General features: G+C 62.8%; 10 protein-coding genes and 3 tRNA genes. 8 read left to right on the plus strand and 5 right to left on the minus strand.

Annotated elements, in window-relative coordinates:
* Positions 1 to 12 precede the first annotated feature (12 nt).
* From ABKS89_RS04880 to ABKS89_RS04890, 3 genes are all read right to left on the minus strand, one after another.
* Complete coding sequence (locus ABKS89_RS04880) at positions 13 to 1602, minus strand: sensor histidine kinase (protein ID WP_348588124.1); 1590 nt, start codon at positions 1600 to 1602, stop codon at positions 13 to 15.
* Complete coding sequence (locus ABKS89_RS04885) at positions 1592 to 1834, minus strand: PP0621 family protein (protein WP_171039352.1); 243 nt, start codon at positions 1832 to 1834, stop codon at positions 1592 to 1594. Before ABKS89_RS04885 ends, ABKS89_RS04880 begins: the two co-directional genes overlap by 11 nt.
* Positions 1835 to 1976: 142 nt before the next feature.
* Positions 1977 to 3002, minus strand: coding sequence for an outer membrane protein assembly factor BamD (locus ABKS89_RS04890; RefSeq protein ID WP_138212188.1), 1026 nt, complete (start codon positions 3000 to 3002; stop codon positions 1977 to 1979).
* Between the two features lie 147 nt (positions 3003 to 3149).
* Between ABKS89_RS04890 and rluD the strand changes: the two genes are divergently transcribed.
* From rluD to clpB, 3 genes are all read left to right on the plus strand, one after another.
* Positions 3150 to 4109: a 23S rRNA pseudouridine(1911/1915/1917) synthase RluD gene (gene rluD / locus ABKS89_RS04895; protein WP_138212189.1), complete on the plus strand. Its 960-nt coding sequence runs from the start codon at positions 3150 to 3152 to the stop codon at positions 4107 to 4109.
* Complete coding sequence (gene pgeF, locus ABKS89_RS04900) at positions 4106 to 4831, plus strand: peptidoglycan editing factor PgeF (protein ID WP_348588123.1); 726 nt, start codon at positions 4106 to 4108, stop codon at positions 4829 to 4831. The genes rluD and pgeF overlap by 4 nt, the downstream gene beginning before the upstream one ends.
* 254 nt (positions 4832 to 5085) lie before the next feature.
* A complete protein-coding gene (gene clpB / locus ABKS89_RS04905) occupies positions 5086 to 7650 on the plus strand; it encodes an ATP-dependent chaperone ClpB (protein ID WP_138212191.1) in 2565 nt (854 codons plus the stop codon).
* Positions 7651 to 7822: 172 nt separating this feature from the next.
* On the opposite strand, the gene ABKS89_RS04910 is transcribed toward clpB, so the two are convergent.
* Both ABKS89_RS04910 and ABKS89_RS04915 read right to left on the minus strand, forming a co-directional pair.
* Entirely contained in the window at positions 7823 to 8176 is a 354-nt protein-coding gene (locus ABKS89_RS04910) for a PilZ domain-containing protein (RefSeq protein ID WP_138212192.1), read from the minus strand.
* Positions 8177 to 8187: 11 nt separating this feature from the next.
* Entirely contained in the window at positions 8188 to 10488 is a 2301-nt protein-coding gene (locus tag ABKS89_RS04915; RefSeq protein WP_348588122.1) for a DUF1631 domain-containing protein, read from the minus strand.
* Between the two features lie 216 nt (positions 10489 to 10704).
* On the opposite strand from ABKS89_RS04915, the gene ABKS89_RS04920 reads away from it, so the two are divergent.
* The 5 genes from ABKS89_RS04920 (at position 10705) to cyoB (ending at position 14870) form a co-directional block, all read left to right on the plus strand.
* Positions 10705 to 10780: transfer RNA gene (locus ABKS89_RS04920), tRNA-Asn, on the plus strand.
* Between the two features lie 9 nt (positions 10781 to 10789).
* Positions 10790 to 10866, plus strand: a tRNA-Pro gene (locus ABKS89_RS04925).
* A gap of 6 nt (positions 10867 to 10872) precedes the next feature.
* Positions 10873 to 10948 (plus strand) — tRNA-Lys (locus tag ABKS89_RS04930).
* A gap of 937 nt (positions 10949 to 11885) precedes the next feature.
* Positions 11886 to 12881 (plus strand): ubiquinol oxidase subunit II, encoded by a 996-nt coding sequence (cyoA, locus tag ABKS89_RS04935; RefSeq protein ID WP_138212194.1) that lies wholly within the window; start codon positions 11886 to 11888, stop codon positions 12879 to 12881.
* A gap of 6 nt (positions 12882 to 12887) precedes the next feature.
* Positions 12888 to 14870 (plus strand): cytochrome o ubiquinol oxidase subunit I, encoded by a 1983-nt coding sequence (gene cyoB / locus ABKS89_RS04940; RefSeq protein WP_138212195.1) that lies wholly within the window; start codon positions 12888 to 12890, stop codon positions 14868 to 14870.
* The last annotated feature ends 1 nt before the right edge of the window (position 14871 follow it).

A 14871-nucleotide genomic window follows, 5' to 3' on the forward strand; every position in this document is an offset into this window, starting at 1 on the left:
CTTTGCGTCTTCTTAGCTTTGTTTGCGCGGGTGGGCGAAGGTGAGGCGGAAGCAGCTGCCACCTTCGTCACGCGTCTTGTAGTCCAGCCGGGCCTGGTTGCTTTCGCACAGCTCGCGGGAGATGTACAGGCCAAGGCCGGTGCCCTTGCTTTCAGTGGTGAAGAACGGCTCGAACAGCTTCCCCCGCTGATCGGCAGCGATGCCGGGACCGTCATCGAGCACTTCCAGTACAGGCAGGTCGGTCTCGCTGTCGCGGAACAGACGCAACCACACCTGGCCGGTGCCGTTCTTCTGAGTGCTGTACCGTAACCCATTCTGCACGAGGTTGGTCAGTACCTGCGTCAACTGGTGCGGGTCCATGCGCGTCTGCACGGTGCCCTGTCCGGTTTCCACGTGGATCTGCTGGCCCTCGCGCAGGCTATCGCGCATCTCGCCGGCGTAGCGGTGCAGCCAGTACTTCAGATCCAGCAACTGCGGTTCGGCCTGGCGCCGGCGTGACAGCTGGAGGACGTTCTCGATGACCAGGTTCATTCGCCGCGACTGGTCCTGAATGATCTGCGTCAGACGCCGGTCGGGCTTGTCCAGCTCTTCGGACTCCAGCAGCAACTGCGCTGCATGGCTGATGGCGCCCAGCGGGTTGCGGATCTCATGGGCGATGCCTGCGGTGAGCCGGCCAAGGGCGGCGAGCTTGAGTTGCTGGGCCTGCTGAGTGATCTGCGAGATGTCCTCGAGGAACATCAGGATGTGCTGTTCGTTGCCCCGGCGCAGGGGGATGAAGCTTGGCTGTACGGTCGGGCCGGACTCCATGGGCTGCAGGCTCGGTGGGCGCAGGGCGGGGTTCTGCTGCCATTGCTGCAGGCTGGAGACCAGCTGCGGGCTGTACTCGGCCAGCGAGTGGCCGGGCAGGTCGTGGCCACCCAGCAGGGTGGTGGCGCTCTGGTTGGCCAGCAGTATCCGGTGGCGATCGCCGAGGACCAGGATGCCGGTGCGCATGCGCTGCAGGATCAGTGCGTTGAGTTCTTCCAGGTTGGCCACCGTCGTGGCGCGCTGCTCGGCGATGCTTTCGACGATCTGCTGGCGCCGCGCCAGGGCCTGGATCAGCAAGGCCGAGGCGAAGCTCAGGGCGCCCAGCCCGCCTGCCTGCACGTAATGGTTGATGACCGTGGGTTGGCTGAGGCTCAGGTAGAAGGTCAGGTAGATCAGGCCGATGGCGGCGATTGCAGCGATGAGCAGGCCGATTCGCCCGCGCAGCAGGATGTTGGCGATGGCCACCGCAACCACCATCAGGTTGCCGATGCCGCTGGGAATGCCGCCTGCGGTATAGAACAGGGCGCTGAGCAGGAGTATGTCCAGCGCCGCCAGGAGGAAGATCGGCAAGAGATGGCGCGGTGTTGGCATCAGCACCGCGATCAGGATGTTGAGGACCAGGTAGATCCAGCAGCCGACGTGGAACAGCTCGGGGTGAGCCAGTTTCAGCAGCTCATCGTCCAGGCTGCTGGAGATCAGCAGCACCAGCACCAGCCCGATGGTCAGGCGGTACAGGTGGTACAGGCGCAGGACTCGAAGGCCCTGGCCAGTGAGCGAGATGCCTTCAGCGATCACGGTCGGTGCGATCCTGTTCGAGGTGCGCGCGGCTGCAGTACCACTTGCTCTCGTCCTGCAGGGCGTGGGTCTGCGGCACATGCACGCCGCACTGCGCACAGCGGACCATCGGAGCGGCCGGGTCGTCGCCCTTGGGCTTCTCGACAGGGCGGGCCGGCCGGGTAGCTTTGCGCCACAACCACCAGCCGAAGGCGAAGAGGGCGATCCAGAACAGCAGACGGGTCATGGCAATCCCTTGTGCATAAAGAGCGGCAGTTTATCCAAGCCAGGCGGTGCCGCACAGTGAACCCGTGACCGCGCGGCAAAAAGCCCCTGGGCTTTCCAGCACGAAAAAGGGAGGCCAAAGCCTCCCTTTTTCGTCGAACCTGCTGGTATCAGTCGAAGATGCCGAAGGTCATGTAGCTGAACCAGGAACGGTCGCTGCTGCCGGCGTTGCCTTCGGATTCGTGCTGCTCTTCCTGCACGTCGCTCTGGTTCTCGGGCTTGAGTTCGGCCGGAATCTGCTGTTCGGCGTCTTCGTACTGCTTGATCACGTCCTTGGATGCCTGGGTTTCCATGTGCGGCGGGGCATCGTTGGTTTCGATCAGGCCCAGAGTAGCCTTGGCCAGCCAGGAGCGGTTGTCGGCTTCGTCTTCACGGGGAACGAACTGGCCATCCTTGAGGCTGGCGTTGTCCGGGTAGTTCGCCTTCAGGGTTTCCAGGCTGGAATCGGCCAGGTCGTTCAGGCCCAGGCGCTGATAGGCCTCGACCATGATCGCCAGGCCATCGCCGACGGCCGGGGTTTCCTGGAAGTTCTCTACCACGTAACGGCCACGGTTGGCGGCGGCGACGTAGGCCTGGCGCTTGAGGTAGTAGTGACCGACGTGCACTTCGTAGGCCGCCAGCAGGTTGCGCAGGTAGATCATGCGCGCCTTGGCGTCCGGGGCGTAGCGGCTGTTCGGGTAGCGGCTGACCAGTTGGGCGAACTCGTTGAAGGAGTCGCGGGCGGCGCCCGGGTCGCGCTTGGTCATGTCCAGCGGCAGGAAACGCGCCAGCAGGCCACGGTCCTGGTCGAAGGACGCCAGACCCTTGAGGTAGTAGGCGTAGTCGACGTTCGGGTGCTGCGGGTGCAGGCGGATGAAGCGCTCGGCGGAGGCGCGGGCGGCCTCGGGCTCCATGTTCTTGTAGTTGGCGTAGATCAGCTCCAACTGCGCCTGCTCGGCATAGCGGCCGAACGGATAGCGGGACTCCAGCGCCTTCAGCTTGGCGACGGCGTTGGTGTAGCTCTTGTTGTTGAGGTCGTCCTGTGCCTGCTGGTACAGCTGGCTTTCGCTCAGGTTCTCATCCACCTTCTCGCCCTTGGAGGAGCAGGCGGTGACGAAGGCGAGGATGGCGATCAGCAGCAGGTGTTTCACTTGCATGGCGAGTTGCGTCCCTGGACGGTCGGCTGTCGCGGCCGCAACCGTCTGTTATGATTGGCGCCCCAGGGATACCCCTGGGACAAAGGCCCCGTATTTAACCACAGCGTGCTGCCGAACCAAAAGGCCGCGCGCCCTTCGTGTCCCGTCATGTCCAATATCATCCAACTCGCGGCAGAAGTGCCGTTCGACCTCGGTGGTCAGCGTCTCGACCAGGTCGCCGCCCAGCTCTTCTCCGACCACTCCCGCTCCCGCCTGGCTGGCTGGATCAAGGACGGCTGTCTCAAGGTCGACGGCAACGTGCTGCGTCCGCGCGACATCGTCCACGCCGGCTCGCGCCTTGAACTGGACGTCGAGCTGGAGGCCCAGGGCGAATGGGTCGCCCAGGACATCGAGCTGGACATCGTCTACGAAGACGACCACATCCTGGTCATCGACAAGCCGACCGGCCTGGTGGTTCACCCCGCCGCCGGTCACCAGGACGGCACCTTGCTCAACGCGCTGCTGCACCACGTGCCGCATCTGGCCAACGTGCCGCGCGCCGGCATCGTGCACCGCCTCGACAAGGACACCACTGGCCTGATGGTGGTGGCCAAGACTCTCGAAGCGCATACCAACCTGGTCGCCCAGTTGCAGGCGCGCAGCGTCAGCCGCATCTATGAAGCCATCGTCACCGGCGTGATCGTCGCTGGCGGCACCGTCGACGCACCCATCGGTCGTCATGGCGTTCAGCGCCAGAAGATGGCGGTGATCGAGACCGGCAAGGTCGCCATCAGCCATTACCGTGTGCTGGAGCGCTTCCGTGCGCATACTCACACGCGGGTGAAGCTGGAAACCGGACGTACCCACCAGATCCGCGTCCATATGACGCACATCGGCCACCCGCTGGTCGGCGACCCCACCTACGGCGGCCGCTTCCGCATTCCGCCAGGGGCCAGCCCGACCCTCGTCGAGTCCCTGCGCGATTTCCCGCGCCAGGCCCTGCACGCGCGCTTCCTGGAGCTGGATCACCCGGCCACCAACGTACGCATGAAGTGGGAATCGCCGCTGCCGGATGACTTCACCTGGCTGCTGAGCCTGCTACGGCAGGACAACGAGTCCTTCGTATGAGCCCCTGGCTGACGCCCGACTGGCCGGCTCCGGCGAACGTCCGCGCCTGCGTGACTACCCGTGCCGGCGGCGTCAGCGTCGAGCCTTTCGACAGCTTCAACCTTGGTGACCATGTTGGCGACGAGCCGGCTGACGTAGCCGAAAACCGCCGACGCCTGACCGCCGAGCTGGGCTGTCAGCCGGCTTGGCTGAGCCAGGTGCATGGCATCGATGTGGTCGAGGCCGACCCGGCTGCTGTCGCCACTGCGGATGCCAGCTGGAGCGCCACGCGCGGTACCGCCTGCACCATCATGACTGCCGATTGCCTGCCGGCGCTGTTCTGCGACCGCGCAGGGACTCGTGTCGCTGCAGCCCACGCCGGCTGGCGCGGGCTGGCGGGCGGCGTGCTGGAGGCGACGGTGGACGCCATGGGCGTCGCACCGGCTGAGCTGCTGGTCTGGCTCGGCCCGTCCATCGGTCCGCAGGCCTTCGAAGTCGGCCCGGAAGTACGTGAAGCCTTCCTGGCGGACCACGCCGAAGCTGCACGAGCCTTCGTGCCAAGCGCCAATGCCGGCAAGTTCATGGCTGACATCTATGAGCTGGCGCGCATCCGTCTTGCGGCGAAGGGCGTGACTGCCGTCTACGGTGGGGATTTCTGCACCTTCACCGACACCGAGCGCTTCTACTCCTACCGCCGCAGCTCGCGCACCGGCCGCCTGGCCAGCCTGATCTGGCTGGCCTGACAGTCTGTTTGTAGGAGCAAGTTCGCTCGCGAACAGCTGGATACCTTTGTATCAGGCGAGGTTCGCGAGCAAGTTCGCTCCTACAGGTTCAACTCCGTTCCGGAGGTCCTTTCGAAGGCACTAACTGACGGGTGTCATGGCCAAATGGCTTGAACCGACCAAAATCGTCCTTATCTATCTGGCATCCCGGCGGGTTAGTCGTGACCAGGGGCACTCATCGCTCCGGCCCGCTATAGAAAGGAAGGACGACCCTCATGCGAATCGACCGTTTGACCAGCAAGCTCCAGCTTGCACTCTCCGATGCCCAGTCCCTGGCCGTCGGACATGACCACCCGGCCATCGAGCCGGTGCACCTGCTGTCCGCGCTGATCGAGCAGCAGGGCGGCTCCATCAAGCCTCTGCTGATGCAGGTCGGCTTCGATATCCCCGCGCTGCGTTCCTCTCTCAACAAGGAGATGGATACGCTGCCGAAGATCCAGAATCCCACCGGCGACGTGAACCTGTCGCAGGACCTGGCGCGCCTCCTCAACCAGGCCGACCGCCTGGCCCAACAGAAGGGCGACCAGTTCATCTCCAGCGAACTCGTGCTGCTCGCCGCCATGGACGACAGCACCCGGCTCGGCAAGCTGTTGACCAGTCAGGGCGTTACCAAGAAGGCTCTGGAAAACGCCGTGACCAACCTGCGCGGCGGTGAAGCGGTCAACGATCCCAATGTCGAGGAGTCTCGGCAGGCGCTGGACAAGTACACCGTCGACATGACCAAGCGTGCCGAGGACGGCAAGCTCGATCCGGTGATCGGCCGTGACGACGAAATCCGTCGGACCATCCAGGTCCTGCAGCGCCGCACCAAGAACAACCCCGTGCTGATCGGCGAACCCGGCGTCGGCAAGACCGCCATCGTCGAAGGCCTGGCCCAGCGCATCGTCAACGGCGAAGTGCCCGACGGCCTGAAGGACAAGCGTCTGCTGGCGCTGGACATGGGCTCGCTGATCGCCGGCGCCAAGTTCCGCGGCGAGTTCGAGGAGCGCCTGAAAGCCGTCCTCAACGAGCTGTCCAAGCAGGAAGGCCGGATCATCCTGTTCATCGACGAACTGCACACCATGGTCGGTGCCGGCAAGGCCGAAGGCGCCATGGACGCCGGCAACATGCTCAAGCCGGCCCTGGCCCGTGGCGAGCTGCACTGCGTGGGCGCCACGACCCTGGACGAGTACCGCCAGTACATCGAGAAGGACGCGGCCCTGGAACGCCGCTTCCAGAAAGTCCTGGTGGATGAGCCGAGCGAGGAAGACACCATCGCCATCCTGCGTGGCCTGAAAGAGCGCTACGAGGTGCACCACGGCGTGACCATCACCGACGGCGCGATCATCGCCGCGGCCAAGCTCAGCCACCGCTACATCACCGACCGCCAACTGCCGGACAAGGCCATCGACCTGATTGACGAAGCCGCCAGCCGCATCCGCATGGAGATCGACTCCAAGCCGGAGGAACTCGATCGCCTGGATCGCCGCCTTATCCAGCTGAAAATCGAGCGCGAGGCGCTGAAGAAGGAAGACGACGAGGCCACCAAGAAGCGCCTCGCCAAGCTGGAAGAAGACATCGCCAAGCTTGAGCGCGAGTACGCCGATCTCGAGGAAATCTGGAAGTCGGAGAAAGCCGAGGTCCAGGGTTCCGCGCAGATCCAGCAGAAGATCGAGCAGGCCAAGCAGGAAATGGAAACCGCGCGTCGCAAGGGCGACCTGGAAACCATGGCGCGCATCCAATACCAGACCATTCCGGACCTGGAGCGCAGCCTGCAGATGGTCGACCAGCATGGCCAGACCGAGAAGCAGCTGCTGCGTAACAAGGTGACCGACGAGGAAATCGCCGAAGTCGTCGCCAAGTGGACCGGCATCCCGGTGTCCAAGATGCTCGAAGGCGAGCGCGAGAAGCTGCTGCGCATGGAAGACGAGCTGCACAAGCGCGTCATTGGCCAGCATGAGGCCGTGGTGGCCGTCTCCAACGCCGTGCGCCGTTCCCGCGCCGGCCTGGCGGACCCGAATCGCCCCAGTGGCTCGTTCCTCTTCCTCGGCCCGACCGGGGTGGGCAAGACCGAGCTGTGCAAGGCGCTGGCCGAATTCCTCTTCGATACCGAGGAGGCGCTGGTGCGCATCGACATGTCCGAGTTCATGGAGAAGCACTCCGTGGCCCGTCTGATCGGTGCTCCGCCGGGCTACGTCGGCTATGAAGAAGGCGGTTACCTGACCGAGGCCGTGCGCCGCAAGCCGTACTCCGTGGTGCTGCTCGATGAAGTCGAGAAGGCCCACCCGGACGTCTTCAACGTGCTGCTGCAGGTGCTCGAAGACGGTCGCCTGACCGACAGCCACGGGCGTACCGTGGACTTCCGCAACACCGTGGTGGTGATGACCTCGAACCTCGGTTCGGCGCAGATCCAGGAGCTGGTCGGCGATCGTGAAGCCCAGCATGCGGCGGTCATGGATGCGGTGAATTCGCACTTCCGTCCGGAATTCATCAACCGGATCGACGAAGTGGTGGTCTTCGAGCCGCTGGCCCGCGAGCAGATCGCCGGTATCGCCCGCATCCAGATGGGGCGCCTGCGCAAACGCCTGGCCGAGCGCGAGCTGAGCCTGGAGCTGAGCGACGAGGCGATGGACAAGCTGATCGCCGTCGGCTTCGACCCGGTGTATGGCGCACGGCCGCTCAAGCGCGCGATCCAGCGCTGGATCGAGAACCCGCTGGCGCAGCTGATCCTGGCCGGCAAGTTCAACCCTGGCACGCAGATTCACGCCAAGGTCGAGAACGACGAGATCGTCTTCTCCTGATCTGTGCTCCACGAAAAAGCCCGCCAATTGGCGGGCTTTTTCTTTGGCTATTTGTAGGACCGAGGGGGGCGCCTAGTCCTTGCTCGCCAACCGCAGGGCACGGCGTTCCCTTGTAGGAGCAGGCCATGCCCGCGATCGCGCGCATGGCGCGCTCCTACAGGTGTTTCGGCGCTCAGCCGGTCTCGCGGGCGCCACCGAGCAGGACCAGCAGTTGCTCGATCAGCTCCGCCTGATCCTCGGCGATATCGATGATATGGAAACCCGCCCAGCCCAGTTGGCTGTCGGTGCCAGCGCGACTCCAAAGACAATCGGCACCGAGCTGGATTTCGCCGATCTCGTCCAGCGGCGGCGCCGGCACCAGATGGCACTCCCAGACCGAATCGGCCTCCGGCACGTCCACGCCGCAGAGCATGAACCCTTCGGCGGACAGGTCGGCGAGCCGGCCCAGGCTGCGCCCGGAGTGGCGGTCGAAGACTTCCACGGTCAGCCCGGTCTGCTGCCGGCTATGCTGGCGACGTTCACTCATCGACTGCTCCTTCAGGTCTGTGCCGGGCTGCGCCCGGAAGTAAAGCGTTGCAGGACGCGGTAGATCGCACTCAGCGCACGATCCATCAGCGGGGCGGACTGTTCCGTCGGTACCAGGCGGACCTTGCCGGCTTCCATCTCCTGGGCCAACTGCACTATCGGTTTGACCGCCACCCGTTGCCCGGTGTGGTCGACGAACATGTAGTTGCGCGTGGTCGGGCTGAACCACGACAGCTTGAGTCGGCGCGCCGGCGTGGTGTCGCTGAATTCGAACCAGGTGCCGAACTCCAGGTGGCTCAGCTCCTTCATCAGGACCCGCACGCGCTCGGACAACGCCTCCCCGTTGGGCTTGACCAGGGTATGGCCTTCGGCACCGAGCATGGCGCCCAGCGGGCTCTCCGGCAGCTCCTGTTTCAGTTGCGCCGCGATCTGCGGCTGCTGCGCCTGGATCGCGTGCTGGCAGGCAACCAGATCCTGCAGTAACCGGCGGATGCCGTCCTCGTGGTAACCGCCGAGTACCTCCAGTCCCTTGCGCAGCTCTTCCAGGAGAGCCAGGCGGATCGCTTGCAGATGATCGCGGCCGGCGGCATCCAGCGGCGTCACGCTCCAGGCCAGCTGTTCAGCCACTTCACAGGCGCGCTTCCATTCGTCGCTGTGCTCGCCGCTGCGTAGCACGATGAAGGTCAGAGCATCGCACCAGCTCATTTCCAGGAAGTTGCGCACCAGCTCCGGCAGGTCGCGGTCCTGTGTCACCTTGGCGATGGCGTCCAGCGCATGCTCGCGGGCGGCCAGCAGGCGGTCGCGGCCACGGGCGGCCTCCATGGCGCGGCGTTCGCGCAGTTCGACCTTCTGTCGCAGGTTGGTGACGTACTCGTTGAACTCGCCCAGCAGGTTGTCGAACAGCGACAAGTCGCCGACGAAGTCCTGGATCACCCGCTCGACCACCCAGTGCATCTTCGCCAGCAGGGCGCGCTCCTCGCCCTCGCCGCCATACAGCACGCCGGCCTGGGCCATGGCGTTGAGCAGCTTGCGCGCGGGGTGGTGATGCTGGGTGAACAGCTGCTTGTCCAGCAGCGCCACCTTGAGGAAGGGCGTATGCAGGTGGGAAAGGGTGGTCTTGCAGCTGTCGGGCAGGTTCTCGTCATCGAGGATGAAGTCGAAGACCATGCCCACCAGGTCGATGACGTCGGCTTCCTGGTCGGTCAGCCGGGTGTTGTTCGGCTGTGCGCTGCCGGCTTCCAGCTGGCGCTGCAGGTCGGCCTTCAGCACATCGACCGGCTGCGGCCGACGCAGTCGGTGGGCCAGTTCGTGGGCAGACTCGCGCTGCAGTCGGTTCAGCGCCTCCAGCAGTTCGTTGGCGCTGTAGGTCGTGGTGGCCGAGGTTGGGCCAAAGCTGACGATGCTCTGGGTATTGCCGAACAGCGTGGCCTTGTTGCCGCGCCGACGGTGCTCGGCGAGCAGCACCGCGAGGCCGCCGAACAGGGCATTGCGGTCACCCGGTGGCACATCCGGCAGGTCGCCGGCGGCGTAGGGCGATGGTGCTGCTGCTCCGCCGTCCATCGTCGCGGTGCTCTTCTCGGTCATCGCCGGGCGCGGCGGGGGCGGGGAGGCCTGGCGCTGCCCTTGTGGGCGGTATTTCAGGTTGGGCAGGACACCGCCGTCGGCCAGGCGCTTGTTCAGCTGTTCATATAAAGGTTGCAGGTGCTGCATGACCTGTTGATCGAACAGTACATAAAGGATGGTCTTGATCCGCAGCGGAAAGACACTGCGCGCCAGGGTGTCACGGAACGCCTGGGCGATGGCCTGCGGGCCGAAGGGGTTGCGGTCCTCGCCCAGCTTGCTGCCGTTGTTGAGCAGCGCCAGGCGCTGATCCAGCGCGAACAGCTGCTGGGCGCAGTGGGCGCGCACCTGGTTGACCATGTTGGTCACCAGCAGTGTTTCTTCATATTCGTCGTTGCCGACCAGGGTCAGCTGGTCCACGTCCAGTTCTTCCAGCGGCTCCACGAGGGGCAGCTTACCTTCGAGGAAGTCGCTCAGGCCCTGGGCGATTCGCTGGTGGTAGAAGCGCTCAAGGTTCGGCCGCTCGCGGCGGACTTCGCGCATGGCGTCGAAGAACAAGGCCTGGACCTGGTTGTTCTCGGCTTTCTCGGCGCATTCGAAGAGCGTGTCGTCGACCTGGGCGAAGACATTACCCAGGAGCTCGGCGAGGTGATTCATCGCCAACTGACGGCAGCCCTGCACCAGTTCGCCGAAGCGCGGCTGGATCATCCGGCTGGCGATGGGGGAGGGTGGTGGGGTGTCCTTGTTGCTCATGGCCATCCTGTGCGTGATCGTTCCGTTTGCACCCGCGGTGGATCACTCGAGTTTTTCCATGCAGATATAGCAATCAGCCCGGCCCCCTGCAAAGCAGAGAAAAACTTTTTGGATCAGAGTGTTGACAGACGTTTCGATATACGTAAAATGGCGCGCCTCTGATACGGGAAACCGGTGAAGCCGGAAGAAAGTAGAGGAGATTGAAAGGTTCTTCGTTCCGCGATAGCTCAGTCGGTAGAGCAAATGACTGTTAATCATTGGGTCCCTGGTTCGAGTCCAGGTCGCGGAGCCAACTTTCAAACGGGGTATAGCGCAGTCCGGTAGCGCGCTTGCTTTGGGAGCAAGATGTCGGGAGTTCGAATCCCCCTACCCCGACCAACATTTGGGTCGTTAGCTCAGTCGGTAGAGCAGTTGGCTTTTAACCAATTGGTCGTAGGTTCGAATCCTACACGACCCACCATATTGAGCTCGCAAGAGCTATGAAGAGCCCGCAGTCTCATCGAGACTGCGGGCTTTTTCATTTTCCGCAATAATCTCCTCGCCTGATCCCTTCCGTCTGACATCAATCGCTGCTCCGGGACGACGACTTTTCGTGCTCCAGAAACGGAACGATCGTCATACTTCGTCGCATATTGTCACTTGCAAAAACCTCGATGCGTCGATGTGTCGCAGGGTGCGCGCGGTCATTTCCATACATTTGAAAAAGTTCTTGATCGCCGTCATGGCAAGGTCTTTGCCCGATGCTTCGGCGACTTCTGATGACCTTCTCGCGACGCGCTGTAACCCCCGTGGTTCATGGATTTGACACATTTTTATGGCGGTTGGTGAGAGGACTTGGCGGGGTGGGAAAACCCTTTCGCAGGATATGTGAATTGATCGTTTTCTGAACGATCCAGGTCCGGACTGTTTCGTAGGATGAGAAAATATCTTGTTAAAAATGAAAGGTCAGGGCCTTGAAAGGGGTTTCTGAAATGCTTTGTAATACCCGCCGTCCATTTCCTACCCCCAAATCGCTGAGTCGCACTGACGTAGATCAAAGCCAGTGCTCACCCTTCGGTGCAGCGGCATAACAACAGGGGGCTGCCATCGGTGGGCTCCTGTCATCAAGACGAGTCGGGCAATCCGCTCGTGCATCCGGTGTGCGACGCGCGTGCTTCAACGAGCCGCCAGTCCAGACACCACACGCTGAATAACACGGAACGAATCAGCTGACGAAATCGGTTTCGCATCGCGAAGACCGGGCGAGCTCCCTTTGCCTGGAATCCGTGCGGCCGCGTTCGTGAATCCATGACAGCCCTGGCAGGCGGCTTGGAAAAGTCGCGGGTAACGAGTCGTCGAGCAATGCGTGGCGAAGGCTCGTGGGCGGTGAAGCGATTTTCATCCACTAAGGCCGCAAGATGAAAAAAGAGCAGTACACAGGAATTTTGAAGAGACTTGCGCTGCTGCCGATGCTGATGCTCGGTGGTTGCAACATGGCGCTGTTCGACCCGAAAGGGCAGGTCGGCGCTGACGAGAAGTCCCTGATCATCACGGCAACCCTGCTGATGTTGATCGTGGTGGTGCCGGTCATCCTGATGACCTTCGGGTTCGCCTGGAAATACCGAGCTTCGAACACCAAGGCCACCTACATGCCGGACTGGTCTCACTCGACCAAGATCGAGCTGGTGGTATGGCTGGTTCCCTGCGTGATCATCGCCGTGCTCGGCTGGATCACCTGGGAGAGCACCCACAAGCTGGACCCGTATCGTCCGCTGGACTCCGAGGTCAAGCCGGTGACCATCCAGGCCATCTCGCTGGACTGGAAGTGGCTGTTCATCTACCCGGAACAGGGTATCGCCACCGTCAACGAAATCGCCTTCCCGAAAGACACCCCGGTGAACTTCCAGATCACCTCGGATTCGGTGATGAACTCCTTCTTCATTCCGCAGCTGGGTAGCCAGATCTACTCCATGGCCGGAATGATGACCAAGCTGCACCTGATCGCCAACGAAGAAGGCGTGTTCGACGGTATCTCCGCGAACTACAGCGGCGGCGGCTTCTCGGGCATGAAGTTCAAGGCTATCTCCACCTCCGAGCAGGGCTTCCAGGATTGGGTCGCGAAGGTCAAGGCCTCGCAGCAGACCCTGAACCTGGATCAGTACCCGGAGCTGGTCAAGCCGACCGAGAACGTCCCGGCGACCTACTTCGCAACCGTCAGCCCCGAGCTGTTCTCCCACGTGCTGAACAAGTGGGAACACGCTGGCCACGCGATGGCGAAAGCCCACGAAGCCAAAGAACAGGCCGAGAAGGGCGAGCACGGCGAAGCAGCGCATGACGAGACCGCCATGGCGGGCCACGACATGAGCAACATGCAAGGCATGCCTGGCATGCAAACGAATCCGAGCCAGGAGTAACCGCAGATGTTCGGGAAACTGACACTGTCGGCCGTGCCGTATCACGAGCCGATCATCGTCATCACGCTGGCCATCGTCGCCCTGTTGGGCCTCGGTGTGTTCGGCGCGATCACCTACTACCGCAAGTGGACCTACCTGTGGACCGAATGGCTGACGTCCATCGACCACAAGAAAATCGGCGTGATGTACATCATCGTCGCCCTGGTCATGCTCCTGCGCGGCTTCGCCGACGCCATCATGATGCGCGGCCAGCTCGCGCTGGCTGAAGGCGCCAACCACGGCTACCTGCCGCCGGAACACTACGACCAGATCTTCACCGCTCACGGCGTGATCATGATCATCTTCATGGCCATGCCCTTCATGACCGGTCTGATGAACCTGGCCGTGCCGCTGCAGATCGGCGCACGTGACGTGGCGTTCCCCTTCCTGAACTCCCTGAGCTTCTGGCTGCTGGTCGTCAGCGCCATGCTGGTGAACGTCTCGCTGGGTCTGGGTGAGTTCGCCCGTACCGGCTGGGTCGCCTACCCGCCGCTGTCCGAGCTGGCCTACAGCCCGGGCGTGGGTGTGGACTACTACATCTGGGCTCTACAGATATCGGGTATGGGTACCTTGCTCACGGGTATCAACTTCCTGGTCACCGTGTTCAAGATGCGTACCCCCGGCATGAAGCTGATGCAGATGCCGATCTTCACCTGGACCTGCACCTTCGCCAACATCCTGATCGTTGCGTCGTTCCCGATCCTGACCGCGGCCCTGGGCCTGCTGTCGCTGGACCGTTACTTCGACATGCACTTCTTCACCAACGAGCTGGGCGGCAACGCCATGATGTACATCAACCTCTTCTGGGCCTGGGGCCATCCTGAGGTGTACATCCTGATCCTGCCGGCTTTCGGTATCTTCTCCGAAGTCACCGCGACCTTCGCCGGCAAGCGCATGTTCGGCTACACCTCGATGGTGTGGGCGAGCGCCGCGATCACCTTCCTCGGCTTCACCGTGTGGCTGCACCACTTCTTCACCATGGGTTCGGGCGGCGACGTCAACGGCTTCTTCGGCGTTGCGACCATGCTGATTTCCATCCCGACCGGCGTGAAGTTGTTCAACTGGCTGTTCACCATCTACCGTGGCCGCCTGCGCTTCGACACCCCGATCCTGTGGACCCTGGGCTTCATCGTCACCTTCACCATCGGTGGCATGACCGGCGTTCTGCTGGCCATTCCGGGTGCTGACTACCTGCTGCACAACAGCCTGTTCCTGATCGCTCACTTCCACAACACCATCATCGGTGGTGCGGTGTTCGGTTACCTGGCCGGCTTCGTCTTCTGGTTCCCGAAAGCCTTCGGCTTCAAGCTGGACGAGAAGTGGGGCAAGCGTTCCTTCTGGTGCTGGCTGGTCGGCTTCTACATGGCCTTCATGCCGCTGTACATCCTCGGCTTCATGGGCATGACCCGTCGCCTGAACCACTACGAAAACCCGATGTGGCAGCCGTACATGGTGGTGGCGTTCTGCGGCGCCGTGCTGATCTTCTTCGGTATCGCCTGCCAACTGATCCAGCTGTTCGTCTCGATCAAGAACCGCGAGAAGCTGGCCGACCTGACTGGCGACCCGTGGGGTGGCCGTACCCTGGAATGGTCCACTTCCTCGCCGCCGCCGTACTACAACTTTGCCGAACTGCCGAAGGTCAACGACATCGACGCGTTCCACGACATGAAGCAGACCGGTACCGCGTACCGCAAGCTGCCGGCCTACGCGCCGATCCACATGCCGAAGAACACCGCCGCTGGCTTCTCCATTGCCGTGTTCGCCTTCATCTTCGGCTTCGCTGCCATCTGGCACATCTGGTGGCTGGTAGGTGTTGGCTTCGTCGGCATGATCGCTTCGGTCATCGCGCGCAGCTACGTCACCGACGTGGACTACTACGTCCAGCCGGATGAGATCGAGCGCATCGAGAACGCCAACTTCCAGAAACTCGCCACCGCGCAGCAGGTATAAA

Source organism: Pseudomonas sp. LABIM340 (assembly GCF_040017195.2).
Lineage (GTDB): Bacteria > Pseudomonadota > Gammaproteobacteria > Pseudomonadales > Pseudomonadaceae > Pseudomonas.

Bases quoted from the DNA above. Each gene is read 5' to 3' on its own strand.
- ABKS89_RS04890 (WP_138212188.1), bottom strand. From the start codon at position 3,002: ATGCAAGTGAAACACCTGCTGCTGATCGCCATCCTCGCCTTCGTCACC.
- rluD (WP_138212189.1), top strand. From the start codon at position 3,150: ATGTCCAATATCATCCAACTCGCGGCAGAAGTGCCGTTCGACCTCGGT.
- pgeF (WP_348588123.1), top strand. From the start codon at position 4,106: ATGAGCCCCTGGCTGACGCCCGACTGGCCGGCTCCGGCGAACGTCCGC.
- clpB (WP_138212191.1), top strand. From the start codon at position 5,086: ATGCGAATCGACCGTTTGACCAGCAAGCTCCAGCTTGCACTCTCCGAT.
- ABKS89_RS04910 (WP_138212192.1), bottom strand. From the start codon at position 8,176: ATGAGTGAACGTCGCCAGCATAGCCGGCAGCAGACCGGGCTGACCGTG.
- ABKS89_RS04915 (WP_348588122.1), bottom strand. From the start codon at position 10,488: ATGAGCAACAAGGACACCCCACCACCCTCCCCCATCGCCAGCCGGATG.
- cyoA (WP_138212194.1), top strand. From the start codon at position 11,886: ATGAAAAAAGAGCAGTACACAGGAATTTTGAAGAGACTTGCGCTGCTG.
- cyoB (WP_138212195.1), top strand. From the start codon at position 12,888: ATGTTCGGGAAACTGACACTGTCGGCCGTGCCGTATCACGAGCCGATC.